Annotated in this window: 17 protein-coding genes; 12 read left to right on the forward strand and 5 right to left on the reverse strand. The window is 67.6% G+C overall.

All coding sequences use genetic code 11. From position 1 onward, the window contains the following. Positions 1-8 precede the first annotated feature (8 nt). Complete coding sequence (hemE, locus tag AAG816_RS03600) at positions 9-1,055, reverse strand: uroporphyrinogen decarboxylase (protein ID WP_341988133.1); 1,047 nt, start codon at positions 1,053-1,055, stop codon at positions 9-11. Positions 1,056-1,402: 347 nt separating this feature from the next. On the opposite strand from hemE, the gene AAG816_RS03605 reads away from it, so the two are divergent. From AAG816_RS03605 to dnaQ, 5 genes are all read left to right on the forward strand, one after another. Then, the gene (locus tag AAG816_RS03605) at positions 1,403-2,257 is read left to right on the forward strand and encodes a pyruvate, water dikinase regulatory protein (RefSeq protein ID WP_341988134.1); all 855 of its coding nucleotides are present in this window, start codon (positions 1,403-1,405) and stop codon (positions 2,255-2,257) included. After that, complete coding sequence (locus tag AAG816_RS03610; protein ID WP_341988135.1) at positions 2,254-2,865, forward strand: Maf family protein; 612 nt, start codon at positions 2,254-2,256, stop codon at positions 2,863-2,865. The genes AAG816_RS03605 and AAG816_RS03610 overlap by 4 nt, the downstream gene beginning before the upstream one ends. Beyond that, positions 2,862-3,707 carry a shikimate dehydrogenase gene (locus tag AAG816_RS03615; RefSeq protein ID WP_341988136.1) on the forward strand — a complete coding sequence of 282 codons (846 nt, stop codon included), beginning with the start codon at positions 2,862-2,864 and terminating at the stop codon, positions 3,705-3,707. The genes AAG816_RS03610 and AAG816_RS03615 overlap by 4 nt, the downstream gene beginning before the upstream one ends. A 3-nt stretch (positions 3,708-3,710) precedes the next feature. Next, positions 3,711-4,310 (forward strand): dephospho-CoA kinase, encoded by a 600-nt coding sequence (gene coaE / locus AAG816_RS03620; RefSeq protein ID WP_341988137.1) that lies wholly within the window; start codon positions 3,711-3,713, stop codon positions 4,308-4,310. A 304-nt stretch (positions 4,311-4,614) separates the two neighbouring features. Further along, entirely contained in the window at positions 4,615-5,337 is a 723-nt protein-coding gene (gene dnaQ / locus AAG816_RS03625; RefSeq protein ID WP_341988138.1) for a DNA polymerase III subunit epsilon, read from the forward strand. Between the two features lie 291 nt (positions 5,338-5,628). On the opposite strand, the gene AAG816_RS03630 is transcribed toward dnaQ, so the two are convergent. After that, positions 5,629-7,644 carry a thioredoxin domain-containing protein gene (locus tag AAG816_RS03630; protein WP_341988139.1) on the reverse strand — a complete coding sequence of 672 codons (2,016 nt, stop codon included), beginning with the start codon at positions 7,642-7,644 and terminating at the stop codon, positions 5,629-5,631. 50 nt (positions 7,645-7,694) lie between these two features. Here AAG816_RS03630 and mnmE point away from each other — a divergent pair, with 50 nt between their 5' ends. Further along, positions 7,695-9,002, forward strand: coding sequence for a tRNA uridine-5-carboxymethylaminomethyl(34) synthesis GTPase MnmE (mnmE, locus tag AAG816_RS03635; protein ID WP_341988140.1), 1,308 nt, complete (start codon positions 7,695-7,697; stop codon positions 9,000-9,002). 466 nt (positions 9,003-9,468) lie between these two features. After that, entirely contained in the window at positions 9,469-11,346 is a 1,878-nt protein-coding gene (gene mnmG / locus AAG816_RS03640) for a tRNA uridine-5-carboxymethylaminomethyl(34) synthesis enzyme MnmG (RefSeq protein WP_341988141.1), read from the forward strand. 60 nt (positions 11,347-11,406) lie between these two features. Here mnmG and AAG816_RS03645 read toward each other — a convergent pair whose 3' ends face one another. From AAG816_RS03645 to AAG816_RS03655, 3 genes are all read right to left on the reverse strand, one after another. Next, complete coding sequence (locus AAG816_RS03645; protein ID WP_341988142.1) at positions 11,407-11,727, reverse strand: type II toxin-antitoxin system YafQ family toxin; 321 nt, start codon at positions 11,725-11,727, stop codon at positions 11,407-11,409. After that, entirely contained in the window at positions 11,702-11,974 is a 273-nt protein-coding gene (locus tag AAG816_RS03650; RefSeq protein ID WP_341988143.1) for a type II toxin-antitoxin system RelB/DinJ family antitoxin, read from the reverse strand. The genes AAG816_RS03645 and AAG816_RS03650 overlap by 26 nt, the downstream gene beginning before the upstream one ends. Before the next feature lie 101 nt (positions 11,975-12,075). Next, positions 12,076-13,143 (reverse strand): amidohydrolase family protein, encoded by a 1,068-nt coding sequence (locus AAG816_RS03655; protein ID WP_341988144.1) that lies wholly within the window; start codon positions 13,141-13,143, stop codon positions 12,076-12,078. Positions 13,144-13,865: 722 nt separating this feature from the next. Between AAG816_RS03655 and rsmG the strand changes: the two genes are divergently transcribed. The 5 genes from rsmG to mutS all read left to right on the forward strand — a co-directional run bounded on the left by rsmG (position 13,866) and on the right by mutS (position 21,089). Then, positions 13,866-14,600 (forward strand): 16S rRNA (guanine(527)-N(7))-methyltransferase RsmG, encoded by a 735-nt coding sequence (gene rsmG / locus AAG816_RS03660; RefSeq protein ID WP_341988145.1) that lies wholly within the window; start codon positions 13,866-13,868, stop codon positions 14,598-14,600. 35 nt (positions 14,601-14,635) lie between these two features. Then, positions 14,636-15,460, forward strand: a complete 825-nt coding sequence (locus AAG816_RS03665) for a ParA family protein (RefSeq protein WP_341988192.1) — start codon at positions 14,636-14,638, stop codon at positions 15,458-15,460. Between the two features lie 45 nt (positions 15,461-15,505). Beyond that, positions 15,506-16,372, forward strand: coding sequence for a ParB/RepB/Spo0J family partition protein (locus tag AAG816_RS03670; RefSeq protein ID WP_341988146.1), 867 nt, complete (start codon positions 15,506-15,508; stop codon positions 16,370-16,372). A gap of 208 nt (positions 16,373-16,580) precedes the next feature. Beyond that, positions 16,581-18,140 carry an inorganic phosphate transporter gene (locus tag AAG816_RS03675; RefSeq protein ID WP_341988193.1) on the forward strand — a complete coding sequence of 520 codons (1,560 nt, stop codon included), beginning with the start codon at positions 16,581-16,583 and terminating at the stop codon, positions 18,138-18,140. Between the two features lie 276 nt (positions 18,141-18,416). Further along, positions 18,417-21,089, forward strand: a complete 2,673-nt coding sequence (gene mutS / locus AAG816_RS03680) for a DNA mismatch repair protein MutS (protein ID WP_341988195.1) — start codon at positions 18,417-18,419, stop codon at positions 21,087-21,089. Positions 21,090-21,112: the final 23 nt, after the last annotated feature.

Genomic DNA, 21,112 nt, shown 5'->3' on the forward strand with positions numbered 1-21,112 from the left:
GCTCTTAATCACAGCTTTTCCCGCACCTTTTCCACAAGCTTTTCCACATGCGCCAGCGGCGTTTCCGGCTTGATGCCATGGCCCAGATTGAAGATGTGCCGGGTGCCTTCGAAGTCATTGCGAATAGAAAGGATTTCCTCTTCCAGCTGGGCCCCGCCGGCGATCAGCCGCAAGGGGTCCAGATTGCCCTGGACCGCCACCTTATCCACAAGCCGCTCGCGCGCGGCCGTGCGATCGACCGTCCAGTCCAGTCCGATGCCGTTCAAGGGCAAATGGGCGAGGCGTTCCATCGCTTCCAGGCTTGCGCCTTTGGGAAAAGCGATGATCCGCGCATTGCGATGGGAGGCCCGCAGCGCGGTCACGATTCGCCGCAGCGGCCTGAGGCACCAGCGGTCGAACGAAGCGGGATCGAGAACCCCGGCCCAGCTGTCGAAAATCTGCACGGCGTCGGCGCCGGCATCGATCTGGGCGCCCAGATGGGCGATGGACGCGTCCACCAGCCGGTCGATCAGCGCCTGAAACAGATCCGGATCGCGCAGCGCCATCATCCGGGCCGGGCCTTGGTCGTCGGTGCCGCGGCCGGCGATCATGTAGGTGGCCACCGTCCAGGGCGCGCCGCAAAATCCGATCAATGCGGTTTCGCGGCTGAGCTGGGCGGAAACCTTGTTGATGGCCTCGTACACCGGCTGGACCTTGGCCGGATCGAGCAACAGCCGCAGCGCCTCCAGCCCGGCCCGGTCGGTGATGGGATCAAGGCGTGGCCCTTCGCCGGCCTCGAACCGCACGTTCATGCCCATGGCGTGGGGCACGACCAGAATGTCGGAAAAGATGATCGCCGCATCGAAGCCGAACCGGCGGATCGGCTGAAGCGTCACCTCGGCGGCCAGTTCCGGTGTGTAGCACAGGGTCAGGAAGTCCCCGGCCTTGGCGCGCACCTCGCGATATTCCGGCAGATAGCGACCGGCTTGCCGCATCATCCAGAGCGGCGGCGTGTCCTGCGGGAATCCGTCCAGCACGTTTAGAAAGGGGGAGGGCTTGGCCCGCAGCTCGCTCATGCCCACACACACCCTCTTTAATGAATAAGATTCTCTTAGATATGAGAGTCGTTAGAGTCTTAACGGTTGATTAACTATTCGCGCCGCGATCGACAACCGGTCCACAGGCAGACATGAAAGCGCACCCCGATTTGCGGCGGCAATGAGTCCGATCAAGAGCCGGTTAACAAAAGGTTAACCATGACGGTTCCGGCGATATCCCCATCCGCCCACAGGCGGTACCTGAATCGTGTCCACACAGGTTCGATTGTGGACGGCGCTCCCCATGTTCCTCAGGCGACGCTTGCAAGGCCGGTTTGGGCATGCGTTCCTGCACACGCTGTCCACAGACCGGTGGAAAACCCAAAGTGACCACTCCCCCCGTGCCGCATCAAAGCTATTTCCACCTGCATCTGGTGTCGGACTCCACCGGCGAAACCCTGATCAACGTTGGCCGCGCGGCCTGCGCCCAATATGTGAACGTGCTGCCCATCGAGCACGTTTATCCTTTGGTGCGCTCCACCAAGCAGCTGGAGCGGGTGCTGACCGAAATCGAGGCCAGTCCCGGCATCGTGCTCTACACCTTGGTGGACAAGGAAATCCGCGACCAGCTCAAGAGCCGCTGCCGCGATCTGAGCGTGCCTTATATGTCGGTGCTGGCCCCGGTGGTGCAGCTGTTCCAATCCTATTTGGGCGGCGAGCCGCAGCCCCGCGTCGGCGGCCAGCACGCGCTGGACGCCACTTATTTCAAGCGCATCGATGCCCTGAACTACACCGTCGCCCATGATGACGGGCAGCTGAGCGATGATCTGGAACAGGCGGACGTGATCCTGTTGGGGGTGTCGCGCACCTCGAAGACGCCCACCTCCATCTATCTGGCCAACCGTGGCATCAAGACCGCTAACATTCCCTTAGTGCCCAATGTGCCGATCCCCCCCGCCATCACCCGGCTGAAGAAGCCGCTGATCGTGGGGCTGATCGCCAGCGCCGAGCGCATTGTGGAAATCCGCCAGAACCGCCTGCTCGGGCTGAACGCGCCCACCACCAGTTCCGCTTATGTGGATCGCGAGGCGGTGAGCGAGGAACTGGCCAATTCGCGCCGGCTGTTTTCCCGCAACGGCTGGCCGCTGATCGACGTCACCCGCCGCTCCATCGAAGAGACCGCCGCCGCCATCATCGGCCATCTCTCCGAGCGGCGCCGCCGGAGCATTGCCGAAACATGAGCCTGTGGCGCGCCGGAGATCCGCTGTTGCTGGCGTCCCGCAGCCTGGCGCGGCTGGCGGTGTTGCGCGGGGCCGGGCTCTTGGTGGAAGCCCGCGCTGTGGATCTGGATGAGCGGGCCATCGAGGCCGAGGCCCGCAATGCCGGGGCCGCTCCCGATGATGTGGCCCGCGTGCTGGCACGGGAAAAGGCGCTGGCCGCCTCCGCCCTGGCGCCGGATCGGCTGGTGCTGGGGGCGGATCAGACCCTCGCCATTGCCGGCGATATCCTGCACAAGCCGGCGGATCTGAACGAGGCGCGGGCGCAACTCCAGCGCCTGTCCGGGCGCACCCATGTGCTGCATTCCGCCGTGGCGGTGGTGCGCGGCGAGGAAGTGCTGTTCGAGGTGGTGGAAAGCGCCCGCCTCACCATGCGCGATCTGAGCGCCGATTGCCTGGACAGCTATCTGGCGGAGGCGGGCGCGCTGGTGCTCACCAGCGTCGGCGCCTACCAGATCGAGGGGCCGGGCGTGCATCTGTTCGAGGCCATCGACGGCAATCATTTCACCATTCTCGGCCTGCCGCTGTTGCCGGTGCTGGCCTATTTCCGCAGCGAGGGCCTGGTTCCGTGACGCATATCGCCATTGTCGGCCATCCGGTCAGCCATTCCCGCTCGCCTTTGGTGCATGGCTATTGGCTGAAGCTGCACGGCATCGCCGGCGACTATGGCTATCGCGATGTGGCGCCGGAGGACGCAGCGGCATTCTTCGCCACCTTCGCCACCCAAGGGCTGGCGGGCTGCAATGTGACCGTGCCGCACAAGGAGGTGGCATTTCAGGCCCTGGCCCATGCGGACCCGGTGGCGACCGCTCTGGGGGTCGCCAACACCCTGTGGCTGGAGGATGGCCGCCTGTGCGGCGCCAATACCGACGCGCCCGGCTTCATCGCCAATCTGGATGCCTCGGCGCCCGGCTGGGATGACGCGCGGGCGGTCGCATTGGTGCTGGGGGCGGGCGGGGCTTCCCGAGCAGTGGTCTATGGCCTGCTGCAACGGGGTTTTGAGCGGGTGCTGCTGGCCAATCGCACCTTGGCGCGGGCGGAAGCCGTCGCCGCCCAACTGGGGAAGGGCGTGGTGCCGGTGGCCTGGAGCGAGGTGCCCGCGGCGATGGCGCAAGCCACGGTGCTGGTGAACACCACCTCGCTCGGCATGAAGGGCCAGCCGCCTCTGGATCTGGATCTCTCGCTTCTGCCGGCCTCCGCCGTGGTGGCCGATGTGGTCTATGTGCCGCTGGAAACGCCGCTGCTGAAAGCCGCCAAGGCGCGCGGCCTGAAGACCGTGGATGGCCTCGGCATGCTGCTGCATCAGGCGGTGCCCGGCTTCGAGCGCTGGTTCGGGGTGCGGCCGGTGGTGGATGCGGGCTTGCGCGAGGTGATCCTCGCCGACCTCAAGGCCAAAGGCCAGTTGGAGGCATAGCTTATGTGGATCGTCGGCCTCACCGGCTCCATCGGCATGGGCAAGTCCGCCACGGCGGGCCTGTTCCGGGATCTGGGCGTGCCGGTGCATGATGCCGATGCGGCGGTGCATGCGCTCTATCGCGCCGAAGGGGTGGCGCCGGTGGAAGCGGAATTTCCCGGCGTGAGCGTGGATGGGGTCATCGATCGCCCGAAACTCTCGGCGCGGGTGTTGAACGATTCGGCCGCCATGAAACGACTGGAATCCATCGTCCATCCTTTGGTGCGGGCGCGGGAACAGGCGTTTCTCGACGCGGCGCGGGCCAGCGGGGCGCGGCTGGTGGTGCTGGATATTCCGCTGCTGTTCGAGACCAAGCGGGCGGGGGCCATGCATGCGGTGGCGGTGGTCAGCGCCGCGCCGGAGATTCAATCGGCGCGGGTTCTGGCCCGGGACGGCATGACGCCGGAGCGCTTCGCCGCCATCCTCGGCCGCCAGATGCCCGACGCGGACAAGCGCCGCCGGGCGCATTTCCTCATCGACACCGGCCGCGGTTTTGATGCCGCGCGGCATCAGGTGGCCGGGATCGTGCGGGCGCTGGCGGGGCCGGGCCGGGGCAGCCGGTAGGAGACGTGCCGCGTTTGCGGGAGGATCGGCATCGCCATTAGGCATCCGGCGCGGATTCCAGTGGATGGCGTTTCACCCCCCTCCCTAACCCTCCCCCGCAAGGGGGGAGGGGACTATGGTGCGCTAAGATTGACAGTTCCGCTCAATGCGGCGCGAACCCTCCCCCCTTGCGGGGGAGGGCAGGGAGGGGGGTGAAACGGCTACGGCCGGGCGCCCGCTCCCGGTCGTGCATGAACCCCAATGCGGGGCGCGACGGGACATGCATCCGGCAGCCGCCGGAGCCAGAAAGATGACGGACTAAGCCATGCGCGAGATCGTGCTCGATACGGAAACCACCGGACTTGAAGCCAACAATGGCGACCGGGTGGTGGAGATCGGCTGCGTGGAGATGGTCAACCGCATCCTCACCGGCAACACCTACCACGTCTATATCAACCCCGAACGCAACATGCCGGTGGAAGCGTTCAACGTTCATGGGCTGTCGGAGGAGTTTCTCTCCGACAAGCCCAAGTTCGCCGAAGTGGCTGATGCCTTCCTCGAATTCATCGCCGAAGACACCCTGGTCATCCACAATGCGGCGTTCGACATCGGCTTCCTGAATGCGGAGCTGGCCCGCGCCAGCAAGCCGGCCATCGCCCGCGATCGGGTGGTGGACACCCTGGCCCTCGCCCGCCGCAAGCATCCCGGCGCCTCGGCCAAGCTCGACGATCTGATGAGCCGCTACGGCATCGACAGCTCGCGCCGGGTGAAGCATGGCGCGCTGTTGGATTCCGAGCTGCTGGCCGAGGTCTATAGCGAACTGCTCGGCGGCCGGCAGGCCATGCTGGTGGGGCTGGTGGTGGAGGACGGCTCCGCCGCCCCGCGCTTGGTGGTGGATGCGGTCGCCGCCCGTCCCCGTCCCGAGCCGCTCGCCCCCCGCCTCACGCTGGAGGAGGTCGCCTTCCATCGCGACTTCATTGCCGGCATGGGCGAGAAGGGGATCTGGAATCAGTTCCTGGTGGACGAGGTCCGCGCCGCCGAGGGCTGATGGACCACGCGCCGTTTTGCAGCGCAGCATTTTTGCTGCAAGGGGACCGGAGGTTTCACGTGAAACCTTTTCGGTGCGCGTTGCAGCCGGATTTCGGCATCTGCAACCAAAAGATGCAAAAAATGGCGATGAGTCCCGAAAAAATCGGTCTCGTAGGAGAGCCTCTGGCGGCAGATCGCCCTGTTGTCCGATCCATTCTTCATCCGAAGAAAAACGCCCGCCAGCGGCCTCGGTACGCGATCCTAGGGCCTGTGGCGATTTCTGCCCGGCCGCGAATCGCGTCCAAAGCCCTCATACCGCCATTTCCGCCAAGGTGACCGCCAAAAGCGCGGGATCGGTCACCGGCAGCGAGCAGCGCTCCGCCACGCACACGAAAGCGGCCCCTTCCGCCGGCGCGGTCTCCGCTCGCGCACGGGCGAGGCTGCCCTCCGGCAGCTCATCGCCCTGCGCCGCGCGCACCAGCACCCGATTCAGGAACGGCACCCGCAGCGCCGCCTGGGCGAAGTCCTCCCGCCGCGCCCCCACCGCGACGATCTCCGCCAGCCGCAAACGGGTGTCGAGCGCGTTCAGCAGGCTGGAGTGGGCGAGGGGGTTTTGCGCCGCCGCGCCCGACAGCCCGCCGATCACCCGGTCCGCCCGCTCGCGCAAACTGTCGTCGCCCAGCAGGGCCGAGAGCCGCACCAGGGCATCAGCGGCCACCGCATTATAGTTGGGCAGCGCCTCGTCCAGGCTGGAGAGCGGCCGCAGCACCAAGGCATCCGCATCGTCGGCAGTAAGGAAATAGGCCCCGGTGGCCGGGTCGGCATAATGGCTTTCCAACTCCTCCAGGAAGGCCTTGGCCTGGAGCAGGGGGGCCGGATCGCCGGTGGCTTCATGCAAAGCGATGCCCGCCCGCGCCATGGCGGCCAGGTCCGACGCCAGCCCCGGCAGCAGCAGGCGCCCGGCGCGATAGGAATGGCCGAGGCGGCCGTCCTGCACCATCACCCGCACCACCGCCTCGAAGGCGCGCGCGCCGAGCGCCACCCAGCCGGGCTCCTCCAGCAGGGCACCGCCCCGCGCCAAGGCGGCGATCATCAGCCCGTTCCAGTCCGCCAGCGCCTTGTCGTCGAGGCCGGGACGCACCCGCTTGGCCCGCGCCGCCAGCAGCTTGGCCTTCAGCGGGGCGAGGCGCGCCTCTTCCACCATGCTCACATCGCCAACGCCGGTGCGGTTGAGGATGATGCTGTCTTCCCAATTGCCGGCGTCGGTCACGTCATAGAACGGGCCGAAGAAAGCGGCGTCTTCCGCCCCCAGCACGGCCGCGATCTCGGCCTTGGTCCACACATAGAACTTGCCTTCATGGCCCTCGCTATCCGCATCCAGGCTGGCGGCGAAGGCGCCTTCCGGCGTCAGCATCTCCCGCTCCAGCCAGCCGACGGTCTCGCGGGCGCGGGCGAGAAACAGCTCGTCGCCGGTGTGGGCATAGGCCAGCGCCAGCAGTTCGAGCAGCTGGGCATTGTCGTAGAGCATCTTCTCGAAGTGCGGCACCAGCCACATCTCGTCCACGCTGTAGCGGGAGAAACCGCCGCCCAGATGGTCATAGATGCCGCCCTCGCACATGCGGTTCAGCGTGAAGGCGGCGACCGCTTTCAGCCGCTCGTTGCCGGTGCGATCCCCCGCCCGCCACAGCAATTCCAGCAGGCCGGACTGGGGGAATTTCGGCGCCCCGCGCAGGCCGCCATGGGTGCGATCGAACAGGCCGGAAATCTGCTGCGCCGCCCGGTCCAGATCGGGGAGGGCCAGCGTCACCCGGTCCGCCGGCTTGGCGGCCTCCGCCAGGCGCGAGAGGATGGCGTCGCGATTATGGGCGATCTTGTCCGGGGTCTCGCCATAGACCTGGGCCACTTGGCGTAGCACATCCATGAAGCCGGGGCGGCCATAGCGGGCGGTCTTGGGGAAATAGGTGCCGCCCCAGAACGGCGCGGCCTTGTCGTCCAGGAACATGGTCAGCGGCCAGCCGCCCTGTTCGCCCAATTGGTGCAGGGCGCCCATATAGATCTGGTCCACATCGGGCCGCTCCTCGCGATCCACCTTGATGTTCACGAACAGGGCGTTCATGAGAGCGGCGACCTCGGTGTCCTCGAAGCTCTCATGGGCCATCACATGGCACCAATGGCAGGCGGCATAGCCCACCGAAAGCAGCACCGGCTTGCCGGTGCGCTGAGCCTCCGCGAAGGCCTCGGGACCCCAGGGCCACCAATGGACCGGATTGTCCTTATGCTGGAGCAGATAGGGGCTGGTCTCGGCCCCGAGGCGGTTGTCGCTCATGATCCGGCTCCATTTCTCGTCACGCGCTTCAGGCAAAAGGCCCCGTCAGCATGACCCGTTCTTCGGACACCATCTTCGCCCTGTCCAGCGGGCGCCTGCCCTCCGGCGTCGCGGTGCTGCGCATCTCCGGGCCGGACGCGCGGCAGGGGGCGCTGCGGCTGGCCGGCACGCTGCCCCCGGCGCGGCTGGCACGCTACGGTGCCTTGCACCACCCGTCGAGCGGCGAGCTGCTGGACCGGGCCTTGGTGCTGTTCTTCCCCGGCCCGCGCAGCGCCACCGGCGAGGATACGGTGGAATTGCATCTCCATGGCGGCCCGGCGGTGGTGGCCGTCGTTCTGCGAACGCTGGGAGATCTGCCGGGGTTCCGCCCCGCCGATCCGGGCGAGTTCACCCGCCGCGCCCATGCCCATGGCAAGATGGATCTGGCCGAGGTGGAGGGCCTTGCCGATCTCATCGCCGCCGAGACCGAGGCCCAGCGCCGGCAGGCTCTGGCGCAATCCGCCGGTGCCTTGTCCCGCGCGGTGGTGGGCTGGCGCGAGCGGCTGATCCGGGCGCTGGCCCTGGTAGAGGCCACCATCGATTTCGCCGACGAGGACGATGTGCCCGAGGACCTCACCGGCCCGGCGCTGCATGAAACCGGCCTGCTGCGGGCCGAGATCGCCGCCGCCGTGGCCGATGGCGAGCGGGGCGAACGGGTGCGCGACGGGCTGGTGATCGCCATCGCCGGCCCGCCCAATGCGGGCAAGTCCACCTTGTTGAACCGCCTGGCCGGGCGCGAGGCGGCCATCGTTTCCGCCGTGCCCGGCACCACGCGGGACGTGCTGGAAGTGCATCTGCAACTGGCCGGGCAGGCGGTGACCTTGGTGGACACCGCCGGCCTGCGCGAAACCGAAGACGCGGTGGAAGCCGAAGGTGTGCGCCGCGCCCGTGCCCGCGCCGGCAGCGCCGATCTGGTACTGTGGCTCGCGGATGACGGCACGCCAGCGCCATCGGACCTGCCCGGCGCTCTGACGGTGCGCACCAAGAGCGATGCGGGGGAGGGGGGTGCGCTTGCGGGCGGGCTCGCCATATCCGCCCGCACCGGGGCGGGGATGGACGCGCTTTTGGCGGAGATCGAGCGGCGGGCGGAGACTCTCGGCGGTGGCGAGCCGGCGCTGGTGACGCGCGCCCGCCAGCGTGCGGCGCTCGGCGCTGCGCTGGAGCATCTGGATGCGGCCCTGGCCCATGGCAGCGGCGCGGAGGATCTGCTGGCGGAACATCTGCGCCTCTCCGCGCGGGCGCTCGATGCGGTGGTGGGACGGGTGGATGTGGAGGATGTGCTGGACGCTTTGTTCCGCACCTTCTGCATCGGCAAATAGGGGAGGGCTGTTTCACGTGAAACACGGACGGCGGTCCGGGCGGGGCATGCCGAGATGTTTCACGTGAAACAGAGACTGCGACCCCAGCGCGACCTCGGCCAGTGTTTCACGTGAAACATCCACGCCGCTTCAGAGGAAATAGCCCGGAGGCATTTCAGCCCTCTTGTCCGGCATTGCCTGCCGAGCCTCCCACCGGCGTCGGCCCGCCGCTTGATGGCGAACGTCACCCGGTCGGCGCGGCGTGGATGGCCGGGACAAGCCCGGCCATGACGGACCTTAAGTCCGACTCTGAGCATCCCGTTCCTATGGCCCAGGCCGGTGCGGAGGTCCCCCGGAATCGCGCTGAGGATGTCCTCGTCGCCCTCCGCCTTGACGCCGCCGCGAAACTGCCGTTCCTGAGCGGCCAATCCCTTTCTCCGGCGGCTCCTTCCGCCAAGGCGAGCCCGCCCGCGGGCCTGGACGAACGATGACCGGCATAAGCCTATTCGATGTGATGGTGGTGGGTGGTGGCCATGCGGGCTGCGAAGCCGCAGCCGCCGCCGCGCGCCTGGGGGCGCGCACCGCGCTGGTCACCCACCGCGCCGACACCATCGGCGCCATGTCCTGCAACCCGGCCATCGGCGGCCTGGGCAAGGGGCATCTGGTGCGGGAGATCGATGCGCTGGACGGCCTCATGGGCCGGGTGGCCGATCAAGGCGGCATCCAGTTCCGCGTGCTCAACCGCCGCAAGGGGCCGGCGGTGCGTGGCCCGCGCGCCCAGGCGGATCGCAAGCTCTATGCCCAGGCCATGCAGACGGCGCTGGCCGCGCAGGCCAACCTCACCATCGTGGAAGGGGAGGCCGATGACCTGACCCTCGATGCGGCGGGGCCCATCAGCGGCCTGATCCTGAAGGATGGGCGGGCGTTCGCCTGCGGCGCCGTGGTGCTCACCACCGGCACCTTCCTCAATGGCCTGATCCATATGGGCGAGGTGCAGATCCCCGCCGGGCGCATCGGCGAAGATCCGGCGCGCGGGCTGTCGGGCACGCTGGCCCGCCTCGGCCTGACGCTGGGCCGGCTGAAGACCGGCACCCCGCCGCGCCTCGATGGCCGCACCATCGATTGGGCGAGCCTCGAGATGCAGCCGGGCGATGACGAGCCGGAGGCGTTTTCCGCCCTCACCAGCCATCTGCCCAATCCCCAGGTGGCCTGCGGCATCACCCGCACCACGCCGGCCACCCATGAGGTGATCCGCGCGAACCTGTCCCGTTCGGCCATGTATTCCGGCCGGATCGAGAGCACCGGGCCGCGCTATTGCCCGTCCATCGAGGACAAGGTGGTACGGTTCGGCGATCGCGACGGCCACCAGATCTTCCTGGAGCCGGAAGGGCTGGACGATCCCACCGTCTATCCCAACGGCATTTCCACCTCGCTGCCGGAAGATGTGCAGCGCCTCGTGCTGGCCACCATTCCGGGGCTGGAGCAGGTGGTGATGTCGCGCCCCGGCTATGCCATCGAATATGACCATGTGGACCCCCGCGAACTGGCCCCCACGTTGGAGGCCAAGCGCGCGCCGGGCCTGTTCCTGGCCGGGCAGATCAACGGCACCACCGGCTATGAGGAAGCCGCCGCCCAGGGCCTGCTGGCGGGGCTGAATGCCGCGCGCCGCGCCGGGGGCGGGGAGGGCGTGGTGATCGACCGTGCCGAGGGCTATCTGGGCGTCATGGTGGATGATCTCGTCACCCGTGGGGTGAGCGAGCCCTATCGCATGTTCACCTCCCGGGCCGAATATCGCCTGACGCTGCGGGCCGACAATGCGGACCAGCGCCTCACCGCCCGTGGGCTGGCGCTGGGGCTGGTGGGCGCGGAACGGGCGGCGGTGTTCGGCGCACGGATGGGAGCTCTGGATGGCGCACGCGATCGCGCCCGCGCCGTGAGCATCACCCCCAATGAGGCCGCCAAGCACGGTCTGGCCATCAACCATGACGGCCAGCGCCGCACCGCGTTTGATCTTTTGGCCTATCCCGATATCGGCCTGCCGGAGATCGCCAAGCTGTGGCCGGAGTTCGCCGGCCTCGCGCCGGCCATCGCCGCGCAATTGGAGATCGACGCCAAGTACGCGGTCTATATGGACCGCCAGGCCGCCGACATCGCCACCTTGCGCCGGGATGAGGATCTGCTGCTGCCCGAGACCCTGGCCTATGAGGGGTTGCCGGGCCTGTCCAACGAGCTGAAGGCGAAGCTGGCGCGGGTGCGCCCGCGCACCATCGGCCAGGCGGGCCGCATGGAAGGCATGACCCCGGCGGCGCTGGCGCTGCTGGTCACTTATGCCCGCCGGCAGGGGGCGGTGCGCGAGAGTGCGTGAGGGCAGGGGGCGATCAGGGCTGCCCGGCTTGGTCCGGGCTTAACCCAGACTTTGGGCGCGTTACTCGAACAGGTCGGCGTGGGTGCCCGCGCGGACGAAGATGATCTGGTCGTCTTCCGCCTGATAGATCAGCAGAAAATCGCCGCCCACATGGCATTCGCGGTGGTCGGCCCATGCGCCTTTCAGCGGATGGTCCAGCCATTCCGCCGGGAGCGGCGCATCGTTGGCGATCAGCAGCATCATGGCCTCTTTCAGGCGCACCATGTCATAGCGCCCGGAGCGGGACAGACGCTCCCAATCCTTCGCGAACGCCTGGGTGAAATCGCACGCGCGCGGCAGTCTGGCCCGCTTCCGCTCAGCGGGCTTTCTTGTCGAGGGCATCGATCATGTCCTGTCCGGCGCGAAAGCGGGCCAGTCGCGCCGCCATCATGGCGCGGGCCTCGGCCATGGCCGCTTGGGTTTCCGCGTTCGGCACCTTCAATTCCAGCGGCAACGCCTTATCATGGGCGATGCGGGTCAAGGTCATGCGCACCGCGTCGGAAACCGTGAGCCCGAAATAATTCAGGACCGCCTCGGCCTCTTGCTTGACGTCCTCGTCGATCCGGGCGCGCACAAAAGCAGTGGGCATGGGTGTCTCCAGTCTCCGCCTCTTGTAGCTCAATTGAGCTACAAGAGGAAGAAATTCGGAGTGGGACCGAGAGGTCCGTGCGGGATGCGCGCTGGCGTCCCTCACGCCTTGATGCGCAGCATCCGTTCCGCATTGCCGCTGGCCACCGCGAGGCGCTGGGCGTCGGGCAGTTTGGCGGCGTCCATGAAGCGGCCGGCGGTCACCGAATCCTCATAGGGATAGTCGATGGAGAACAGCACCCGATCCGCGCCGAGCGCCGCGACGGCGGCTTGCAGCGGCACCTCGTCGAACTGGCCGGACAAGGTGATAGCGATGTTGCGGCGGATATAGTCGGAGGGCGGCAGCTTGATGCGGCGGTCGGTCTCGGTCAGCGCATAGCGGCTGTCCAGGCGCCAGAGCATGTAGGGCAGGGTCTCGCCCGCGTGGCCGAGGATCACCTGGGCGCGGGGGAAGCGGTCGAACACGCCGGTCACGATCAGGCGCAAGGCGTGGGTCGAGGTCTCGGTGGTCCATTCCCACACCGGCTTGTCCAGTTCCGGCACGCCGCCCAGCACATGGGGCATCACAAAGGCATCGCCGGGGTGGAGATAGAGCGGCACGTTGAGGGCCTGCAGCCGCTCCCAGAACACGTCATTGCCGGGGGCATCCAGATAGACGCCATTGGTGTGGTGGTTGATCATGACGCCGCAGAACTTCAGATCGCGCACGCAGCGCTCCAGTTCGTCGGCGGCGGCCTTGGGGTCCTGCATAGCCACATGGGCAAAGCCCGCATAGCGGTTGGGGTGCTTGGCGATCTCGGTGGCCAGCACATCATTGGCCTGGGCCGCGAGGCGAGTGGCGGTGTTGGTATCCTTCTCGATCTGCACCCCCGGCCCGGACACCGACAGCACGGATTTGGTCACCCCCGCCGCATCCATGGCCGCGAGGCGCTCATCGCCGAAATCGGCGAGGCGGCGCAGCAAGGTGGCCTTCTCGTCCGCCGTCACCTTGGGCAAAGCCTGGAGCAGATAAGGCAGCAAGGGCGGGGTGATGAAATGCTCTTCCAGCGCGATCTTCGGCAGCGCCTTGACCGGGGTCGCCGGGACCGGAGTGGCCCCCTGGGCGACGGCCTGGCTGCCAAGGCCGGCGGTAGCGGCGGTGGCGATGAGGGAGCGACGGGTCAGGCTCATGGGATCACCTCAGGGAAGACGCCGCCCTGATACCACCGTCGCACGGCGAGGTCTCTCCCGCTGACACGGGGGCGCGTGAAAGAATGGCCGCGACGGTACCGGAGGCCGCCACACGGAACCGTGCTGGTTTGGGAAAGCCCGTAGGACATGTCGGGACTTTTAGATCATTCGAACGCCTGCCGGTAATAAGGTGTCGAAATCGATCAGCCGCCCGAGATGGCGCGGAATAGTGACCCCGATGAGCACCGACGGAGCGTGTGCAAGGTGAGTTAAAATGGACTCCAAAGAAATATATCAATGGGTTTTGAAAAAATTTAGCTTAAAACTATGGGTTAGCCTGACGCTTATCGCAGTCGGGAGCGCATCAAAGTTCACATGGTCGATCGAACATTCGTTTCGTATTTTGTATTTGGTTCCAATTGTATTATTCGGACTCTTTTATATTTGGTTTATCGGATGTATTATCTACCGTTATTTTGTAGAGGGTGATGAATGGTACCGAAAATAGCTCCCAGAGGGTCAAGCTCGGCTGTGAAAACGCGGTCTCGGCGACGGACTCGATAGGCAATGCGGCCAGGGCCGCGCGGCGGATGCGGGTGTGAATATCGGGGACGATCGCGCTCGATCCGCGCCGGCAAATGCAGAGCCGATGCTCCAGAATGTCGCAAAAGGGGAATTGCGGGGAATACGTGGGAAACGACGTGTCGTATAAGGGGAACATCATGTCCCAACATTCCGGCCGCGATGCCGTCGCCCGCACCGTTTCACGTGAAACACTGGAACGCCTCGACCAGCTATCCGCTCTGCTAACCCGTTGGCAGAAGACGATAAATCTTATCGCGCCCAAGTCTCTGCCCGAGCTTTGGACGCGCCATATCGCCGACTCGCTGCAATTGATTCACCATGTTCCCGACAGCGTTTTGCGCTGGGTGGACCTGGGGTCCGGTGGCGGTTTCCCCGGCCTGGTGGTCGCCGCCGTGCTGGCGGACCGTCCGGGGGCGCAGGTGATCCTGGTGGAGAGCGACACCCGCAAGGCGGCGTTCCTGCGCGAATCGGCCCGCGCCGCGGCGCTGCCCGTGGAGGTGGTGCCGGAGCGGATTGAGCAGGCGGCGCCGCGACTTGCCCCCGGCACGCAGGTGGTGTCCGCCCGGGCGCTGGCGCCGTTGCCGCGTCTGCTGGAGCTGGCGGAGCCGTTCATCACCGCCGGCGCGGTGGGCCTGTTTCCCAAGGGCCGCGATTGGGAACGCGAATTGACCGATGCCCGCAAAGGCTGGACACTCCAGCTCGACCTCCACCACAGCCTCGGTGATCCCCAAGGGCGCATCCTGGCCGTCACCGCGGCGGAGCGGGTGGCACCGGCTTCCGGCGCCGCAGCGCCCGGCGGCGCCTTGACTTCATCGACCGAACGCGCGGCCTCGCCCGCGCGTGTCCGCACCGTTCAGGGGAAAGCCCCATGACCCAGCCGCTGAACCCCGCCGATCCGTTTTCCGGCATGCCCCTGTCCGGCGGGCCGGTGCCGCGCATCCTGGCGCTGGCCAACCAGAAGGGCGGGGTGGGCAAGACCACCACCGCCATCAATCTGGGCACCGCTCTGGCCGCCATCGGCGAGACCGTGCTGGTGGTGGATTTGGACCCGCAGGGCAATGCCTCCACCGGCCTGGGCATCGATCGCCGCGCCCGGCGCCTGTCCACCTATGACGTCTTGAGCGGGGAAGCTTCGCTCCGCGAGGCTATCCTCGAAACCGGCGTGCCGCAGCTCTATGTGGCGCCCTCGACCCTGGACCTGTCCGGCCTGGAGCTGGAAATCGCCAATGCCCGCGACCGCGCCTTCCGCCTGCGCAATGCGGTGCGGGCGCTGGCGGAGGACAGCGAGGGGCCGCGCTTCACGTATGTGCTGATCGACTGCCCGCCCTCGCTGTCGCTGATCACGGTGAATGCCATGGCGGCCGCCCATGCCATCGTGGTGCCGCTGCAATGCGAGTTCTTCGCTCTGGAGGGGCTGTCGCAATTGCTGAAGACGGTGGAGCAGGTGCGCACCGGGCTCAACCCGACCCTGACCATCCATGGCATCGTGCTGACCATGTATGACGCCCGCAACAATCTCTCCGACCAGGTGGTGCAGGACGTGCGCCAGTTCATGGGCGAGAAGGTGTATGAGACCGTGATCCCGCGCAATGTGCGGGTGTCGGAGGCGCCGTCCTATGGCAAGCCGGTGCTGCTCTATGATCTGAAATGCGCCGGCTCGCAGGCCTATCTGCGCCTCGCCTCGGAAGTGATCCAGCGCGAGCGCGCCGCTCGCGCGGCGGCGGCGGCCTGAACGGCACACCTGAACGGTACAGTGGCAAAGAAGGACCGGGACACCATGGCGGATGAAGGTCGCTCGCGGCTGGGGCGTGGGCTCGCGGCCCTGATCGGCGACATGGGGGAGGGCGATACGCCCGACCGCGCGCCGCCCCGCGCCGGCGGCGTGCGTCGCCTGCCCATCGAGCAGGTGCGCGCCAGCCCGCGCAATCCCCGCCGCACCTTCAATGAGGAGGGGTTGGACGAACTGGCCAATTCCATCCGCGAGAAGGGCATCATCCAGCCCATCGTGGTGCGCCCGCAGAACGGGGCGTTCGAGATCGTCGCCGGCGAGCGCCGCTGGCGGGCGGCGCAGCGTGCCAATCTGCACGAGGTGCCGGTGGTGGTGATCGAGCTCACCGACCGCGAGGCGATGGAAATCGCCATCATCGAGAATGTGCAGCGGGCCGACCTCAACGCGCTGGAAGAGGCCATGGGCTACGAATCGCTCATGGCGCAGTTCGACTACACTCAGGGCGACCTGGCCAAGGTGATCGGCAAAAGCCGGCCGCACATCGCCAACACCTTGCGGCTGCTGAAACTGCCCGAGAGCGTGAAGGCCTATGTGGCGGACGGGCGCCTGTCCGCCGGCCATGCCCGTGCCTTGCTGGGGCATGAAGACCCGGAGCGGCTGGTGCGGGCGGTGGTGGAAAAGCGCCTCACCGTGCGTGACGTGGAGGCGCTGGCCAAGACCAAGCAGGCCCTCACCGGCAAGCCATCGGCGGCGGCGGTGAAGGATGCGGACACAAGGGCGCTGGAGAAGCGCCTCAGCGAGACGCTGGGTCTGGCGGTCAACCTGCTGACCAAGGGCGAAGCGGGCGAATTGCGCATTCGCTATGGCGATCTGGAGCAACTGGACCAGATCTGTCGCCGTCTCGGCGTGGAGTGAGCGGATCCCTCTGACGCGGGCGGCGGTGGATCGGTGCGGGTCTGGTTTACCGCCGTACCGTCATTGCGATGTCACCGCCATCGGGCAACTGATCCCCCAGGGCTGGGTAGCGCATGCCTCAGGCGTGCAAGGGGGGATCGTGCCACATTCCGCGACACAGGCCGCGCTTCACGCGGCAGCCAGTCCCGGCGCTGAGCCGCTGGTGAAGCTGGACCGGGACAAGAGCCTGCGGGAGCAGTTCCTCTTCTTCGCCGCTTTGCTCGCCGGCCTCGGCTATGTGTTCTGGTCGATCTGGAGCGATGTGCAGAATGCCGCCCCCGGCTCGCTGACCTTCCTGCCGTTCCTGTTCCTGGCCCTGGCGCTGCTGATCGCTTTGGGCTTCGAGTTCGTGAACGGCTTCCACGACACCGCCAATGCGGTGGCCACCGTCATCTATACCAACTCGCTGCCGGCGCATTTCGCCGTGGTGTGGTCCGGCTTCTGGAACTTCTTCGGCGTGCTGGTCTCCTCGGGCGCGGTGGCGTTCGGCATCATCTCGCTGCTGCCGGTGGAACTGATCCTCAATGTGGGCTCCGGGGCCGGCATGGCCATGGTGTTCGCGCTGCTGATCGCCGCCATCATCTGGAATCTCGGCACCTGGTATCTGGGCCTGCCGGCCTCCTCCTCCCATACCTTGATCGGCTCGATCATCGGGGTGGGCGTCGCCAACCAACTGATCCAGGGCAAGAGCGGCGTCTCCGGCGTGGATTGGGACCAGGCCGCCACCGTCGGCTATGCGCTGCTGCTGTCCCCGGTGGTGGGGTTTGTGGCCGCCGGCCTGCTGCTGCTGTCCATGAAGGTGCTGGTGAAGAACCCGGCGCTCTATCGCGAGCCCAAGGCCCACAAGGCCCCGCCGTGGTGGATCCGCGGCATGCTGGTGCTCACCTGCACCGGTGTCTCCTTCGCCCATGGCTCCAATGACGGGCAGAAGGGCATGGGCCTGATCATGCTGATCCTGATCGGCATCGTGCCCACCACCTATGCCTTGAACCGGGCCGTGGCGCCCGCCGAGGTGGCGCAGTTCCGCGCGTTGGCGCAGCTCACCCAGCAGGTGCTGCTGAAGACTGCGCCCGCCGCCGCGCCGGTGGCCGATCCCCGTCAGGTGCTCACGGTCTATGTGCGGGATCGCGAACTGTCGCCGGAGACCGTTCCGGCCCTGGCGCAGGTGGCGGCGGAAGTGGGCGCCACGGTCGCCGATCACGCCAGCCTCGGGCAGGTGCCGGCCGCCGCCGTGCACAACATGCGCAATGACATGTATCTGGCCTCCGAGACCATCCGCCTGATGCTGAAGACCAAGACCCCGGCATTCGACGTCGAGACCCGCGAGGATCTGGCCGCCTTCAAGCGCTCGCTGGATCAGGCCACCAAATTCATCCCGCTGTGGGTGAAGGTGGCGGTGGCCATCGCCTTGGGCCTTGGCACCATGGTGGGCTGGAAGCGCATCGTGGTGACGGTGGGCTCCAAGATCGGCAAGACCCATCTGACCTATGCCCAGGGCGGGGCAGCGGAATTTGTCGCCATGGGCACCATCTTCGCCGCCGACATCTACGGCCTGCCGGTGTCCACCACCCATGTGCTGTCGTCGGGCGTTGCCGGCACCATGGCGGCGAACCGCTCCGGCCTGCAATGGTCCACGGTGCGCAATCTGGCCATGGCCTGGGTGCTGACCCTGCCGGTGGCGATCATGCTGTCGGGCAGCATTTATATCCTGCTGCGCCAGTTCATCTGATCCGGCGCGGTCTTCCGATCTCTTACCGGCGCGGGCTCCCAAGGCCCGCGCCGGTTGCGTTTGGGAGGCCCTGCGCCGGGGCCGGGCCGGCAAACTTCTGAATAGCGGTCAATTCCAATGCCTGCCCGGTACCCTTGGTGGCAGGGGATGGGCTAGCGTGCGGCCATGACCGACGACACCGCTTTGCCCGCCGAGACCACCCCCATGCCCGAGGCCGAACCGGCCCCCGCCGCCGCTCCCGCGGAGCCGGAGCGCGATGCGGGCAAGGTCTCGCCGATGATGGCGCAATATGTGGAGATCAAGGCCGCCAATCCCGGCAGCCTGCTGTTCTACCGCATGGGCGATTTCTACGAATTGTTCTTCGAGGATGCGGAAGCCGCCTCCCAGGCGCTGGGCATCGTGCTGACCAAGCGCGGCAAGCATCTGGGCGAGGACATTCCCATGTGCGGCGTGCCCATCGTCCGCTCCGAGGAATATCTCCACAAGCTCATCGCTTTGGGATTCCGGGTGGCGGTGTGCGAGCAATTGGAAGACCCCGCCGAGGCCCGCAAGCGCGGCGGCAAGAGCGTGGTGCGCCGGGACGTGACCCGGCTGGTGACGCCGGGCACCCTCACCGAAGACGCCCTGCTGGATGCCAAGCGCGAGAACGTCTTGCTCGCCGTCGCCCGCACCCGGGGGGCCGGGGAGGGCGAGTATGCCTATGCGCTGGCCTTCGCCGATGTCTCCACCGGCTCGTTCCGGGTCGCCTCCACCGATTTCGACAACATCGGCGCGGATCTCGCCCGCATCGATCCGGCCGAGGTGCTGGTATCCGATGCGCTCTATGACGATGACGACCTGCGCGCCTATTGGCGCGAGCTGGAGGTGCCGGTCACCCCGTTGCCGAAGCAGAGCTTCGACGGGCCCAATGCGGAAAAGCGCCTCGCCGGCTTCTTCGGGGTGGCCACCGCCGAGGCGTTCGGCGCCTTCACCCGGCCGGAGCTGATCGCCGCCGCCGCCATCGTCGCCTATGTGGAGCGCACCCAATTGGGCGCCCGCCCGGCGCTGGCGCCGCCGCAGCGGGATGCGGACGGCGGCGCCATGCTGATCGACGCCGGCACCCGCGCCAATCTGGAGCTGGTGCGCACCACTGGCGGCGAGCGGCGCGGCTCCTTGCTGGCGGCGGTGGACCGCACCGTGACCGCCGCCGGTGCCCGGCTGCTGGCGCGCCGGCTGGCGGAACCGCTGACCGATCTGGCCGCCATCCGCGCCCGGCATGATGCGGTGGGTTTCCTGGTGGAGGAGAGCGAACTGCGGGAGATCCTGCGCCGCCGCCTTGCCGCCGCCCCGGATCTCGCCCGCTCTTTGTCCCGCCTGTCCTTGGGGCGCGGCAGCCCGCGCGATCTCGGCGCCATGGCCGCCGGACTGCGGGAGGGCTTCGCCGTGGCTGCCGCCTTCCACACCGAGCCGCCCCAGGATCTGGCCCGTTGCGCCTATGCTTTGACCCAGGTGGAGGCGGCACTCGCCGATGATCTGGCCGCCGCCTTGGCGGACGACCTGCCCCACAACCGCCGCGACGGCGGCTTCGTGCGCCCTGGCTATGATGCCGACCTCGACGCCACCCGCGCTTTGCGCGATGAGAGCCGCCGCGTGGTAGCGGCGCTGGAGCGGCGCTATGCGGAAGAGACCGGGGTTCGGTCGCTCAAGATCCGGCACAATGCGGTGCTGGGCTATTTCGTCGAGGTGACGGCGCAGAATGCCGACCGCCTGCGCGAGCCGGCGTTTGCCGCCACCTTCGTCCATCGCCAGACCATGGCGGGCGCGGTGCGCTTCACCTCGGTGGAACTGGGCGATCTGGAAAGCCGCATCGCCAGTGCCGGCGAGCGCGCGCTGGGGCTGGAGCAGGCCATCTTCGATCGCCTCGCCGCCGCCGTGGTGGAGGCCGCCCCACCCATCCGCGCCGCCGCCGAGGCGCTGGCGGAACTGGACGTGCTCTCCGCCCTCGCGCGCCTCGCGGTGGACGAGCGCTATGTGCGCCCGGAGATGAGCGAGGGCGTGGACTTCGCCATCTCCGGCGGCCGCCATCCGGTGGTGGAACAGGCGCTGGCGCGCGGCGGCGGGCCGTTCGTGGCCAATGATTGCGACCTCTCCCCGCCTTTGGGGCAGGCGGATGCCCGGATCTGGCTGGTGACCGGCCCCAACATGGCCGGCAAGTCCACCTTCCTGCGCCAGAATGCCTTGATCGCGGTAATGGCCCAGGCCGGCTCGTTCGTGCCGGCGCGCAGCGCCCGGGTGGGGGTGGTGGACCGGCTGTTCTCCCGCGTCGGCGCGGCGGATGATCTGGCGCGCGGACGCTCCACCTTCATGGTGGAGATGGTGGAGACGGCGGCGATCCTGAACCAGGCCACCCGGCGCTCGCTGGTGATTCTCGATGAGATTGGGCGGGGCACCTCCACCTTCGATGGCATGTCCATCGCCTGGGCGAGCCTGGAACATCTGCATGAGATGAACCGCTGCCGGGCGCTGTTCGCCACCCATTTCCACGAACTGACGGCACTGACCCAGCGCTGCAACCGCCTCGCCAACGCCACCGTGAAGGTCACCGAATGGCAGGGCGACGTGGTGTTCCTGCATGAAGTGGTGCCCGGCGCCGCCGACCGCTCCTATGGCATCCAGGTGGCCAAGCTCGCCGGCCTGCCCAAGGCGGTGATCGCGCGGGCCAAGGCGGTGCTGGCGGAACTGGAGGCGGCCGAGCGGGTGTCTCCGGCGCAACGGCTGCTGGATGAACTGCCCCTGTTCGCCGCTGCTGCCCGGCCGGCGCCGCAGGCGCTCGCGGCGGGGCCGCATCCGGCCGAACCGGTATTGATGGAACTGGCGCAGATCGATCCCGACGCGCTCACGCCCCGCGCGGCGCTGGAGGCGCTCTACCGGCTGAAGGCCTTGTGGGCGGAAGGGAACGAAGCGGACTGAGACCGGCCCGCGCGGGCCGGGTC

Origin of the sequence: Azorhizobium sp. AG788, from assembly GCF_943371865.1 — a bacterium.
Classification (GTDB): Bacteria; Pseudomonadota; Alphaproteobacteria; order Rhizobiales; family Xanthobacteraceae; genus Azorhizobium.

Coding starts and splice junctions, on each gene's coding strand:
- hemE (WP_341988133.1), bottom strand. CDS start 1,055: ATGAGCGAGCTGCGGGCCAAGCCCTCCCCCTTTCTAAACGTGCTGGAC.
- AAG816_RS03610 (WP_341988135.1), top strand. CDS start 2,254: ATGAGCCTGTGGCGCGCCGGAGATCCGCTGTTGCTGGCGTCCCGCAGC.
- coaE (WP_341988137.1), top strand. CDS start 3,711: ATGTGGATCGTCGGCCTCACCGGCTCCATCGGCATGGGCAAGTCCGCC.
- dnaQ (WP_341988138.1), top strand. CDS start 4,615: ATGCGCGAGATCGTGCTCGATACGGAAACCACCGGACTTGAAGCCAAC.
- AAG816_RS03630 (WP_341988139.1), bottom strand. CDS start 7,644: ATGAGCGACAACCGCCTCGGGGCCGAGACCAGCCCCTATCTGCTCCAG.
- mnmE (WP_341988140.1), top strand. CDS start 7,695: ATGACCCGTTCTTCGGACACCATCTTCGCCCTGTCCAGCGGGCGCCTG.
- mnmG (WP_341988141.1), top strand. CDS start 9,469: ATGACCGGCATAAGCCTATTCGATGTGATGGTGGTGGGTGGTGGCCAT.
- AAG816_RS03645 (WP_341988142.1), bottom strand. CDS start 11,727: ATGCCCTCGACAAGAAAGCCCGCTGAGCGGAAGCGGGCCAGACTGCCG.
- AAG816_RS03650 (WP_341988143.1), bottom strand. CDS start 11,974: ATGCCCACTGCTTTTGTGCGCGCCCGGATCGACGAGGACGTCAAGCAA.
- AAG816_RS03655 (WP_341988144.1), bottom strand. CDS start 13,143: ATGAGCCTGACCCGTCGCTCCCTCATCGCCACCGCCGCTACCGCCGGC.
- rsmG (WP_341988145.1), top strand. CDS start 13,866: ATGTCCCAACATTCCGGCCGCGATGCCGTCGCCCGCACCGTTTCACGT.
- AAG816_RS03665 (WP_341988192.1), top strand. CDS start 14,636: ATGCCCCTGTCCGGCGGGCCGGTGCCGCGCATCCTGGCGCTGGCCAAC.
- AAG816_RS03670 (WP_341988146.1), top strand. CDS start 15,506: ATGGCGGATGAAGGTCGCTCGCGGCTGGGGCGTGGGCTCGCGGCCCTG.
- mutS (WP_341988195.1), top strand. CDS start 18,417: ATGATGGCGCAATATGTGGAGATCAAGGCCGCCAATCCCGGCAGCCTG.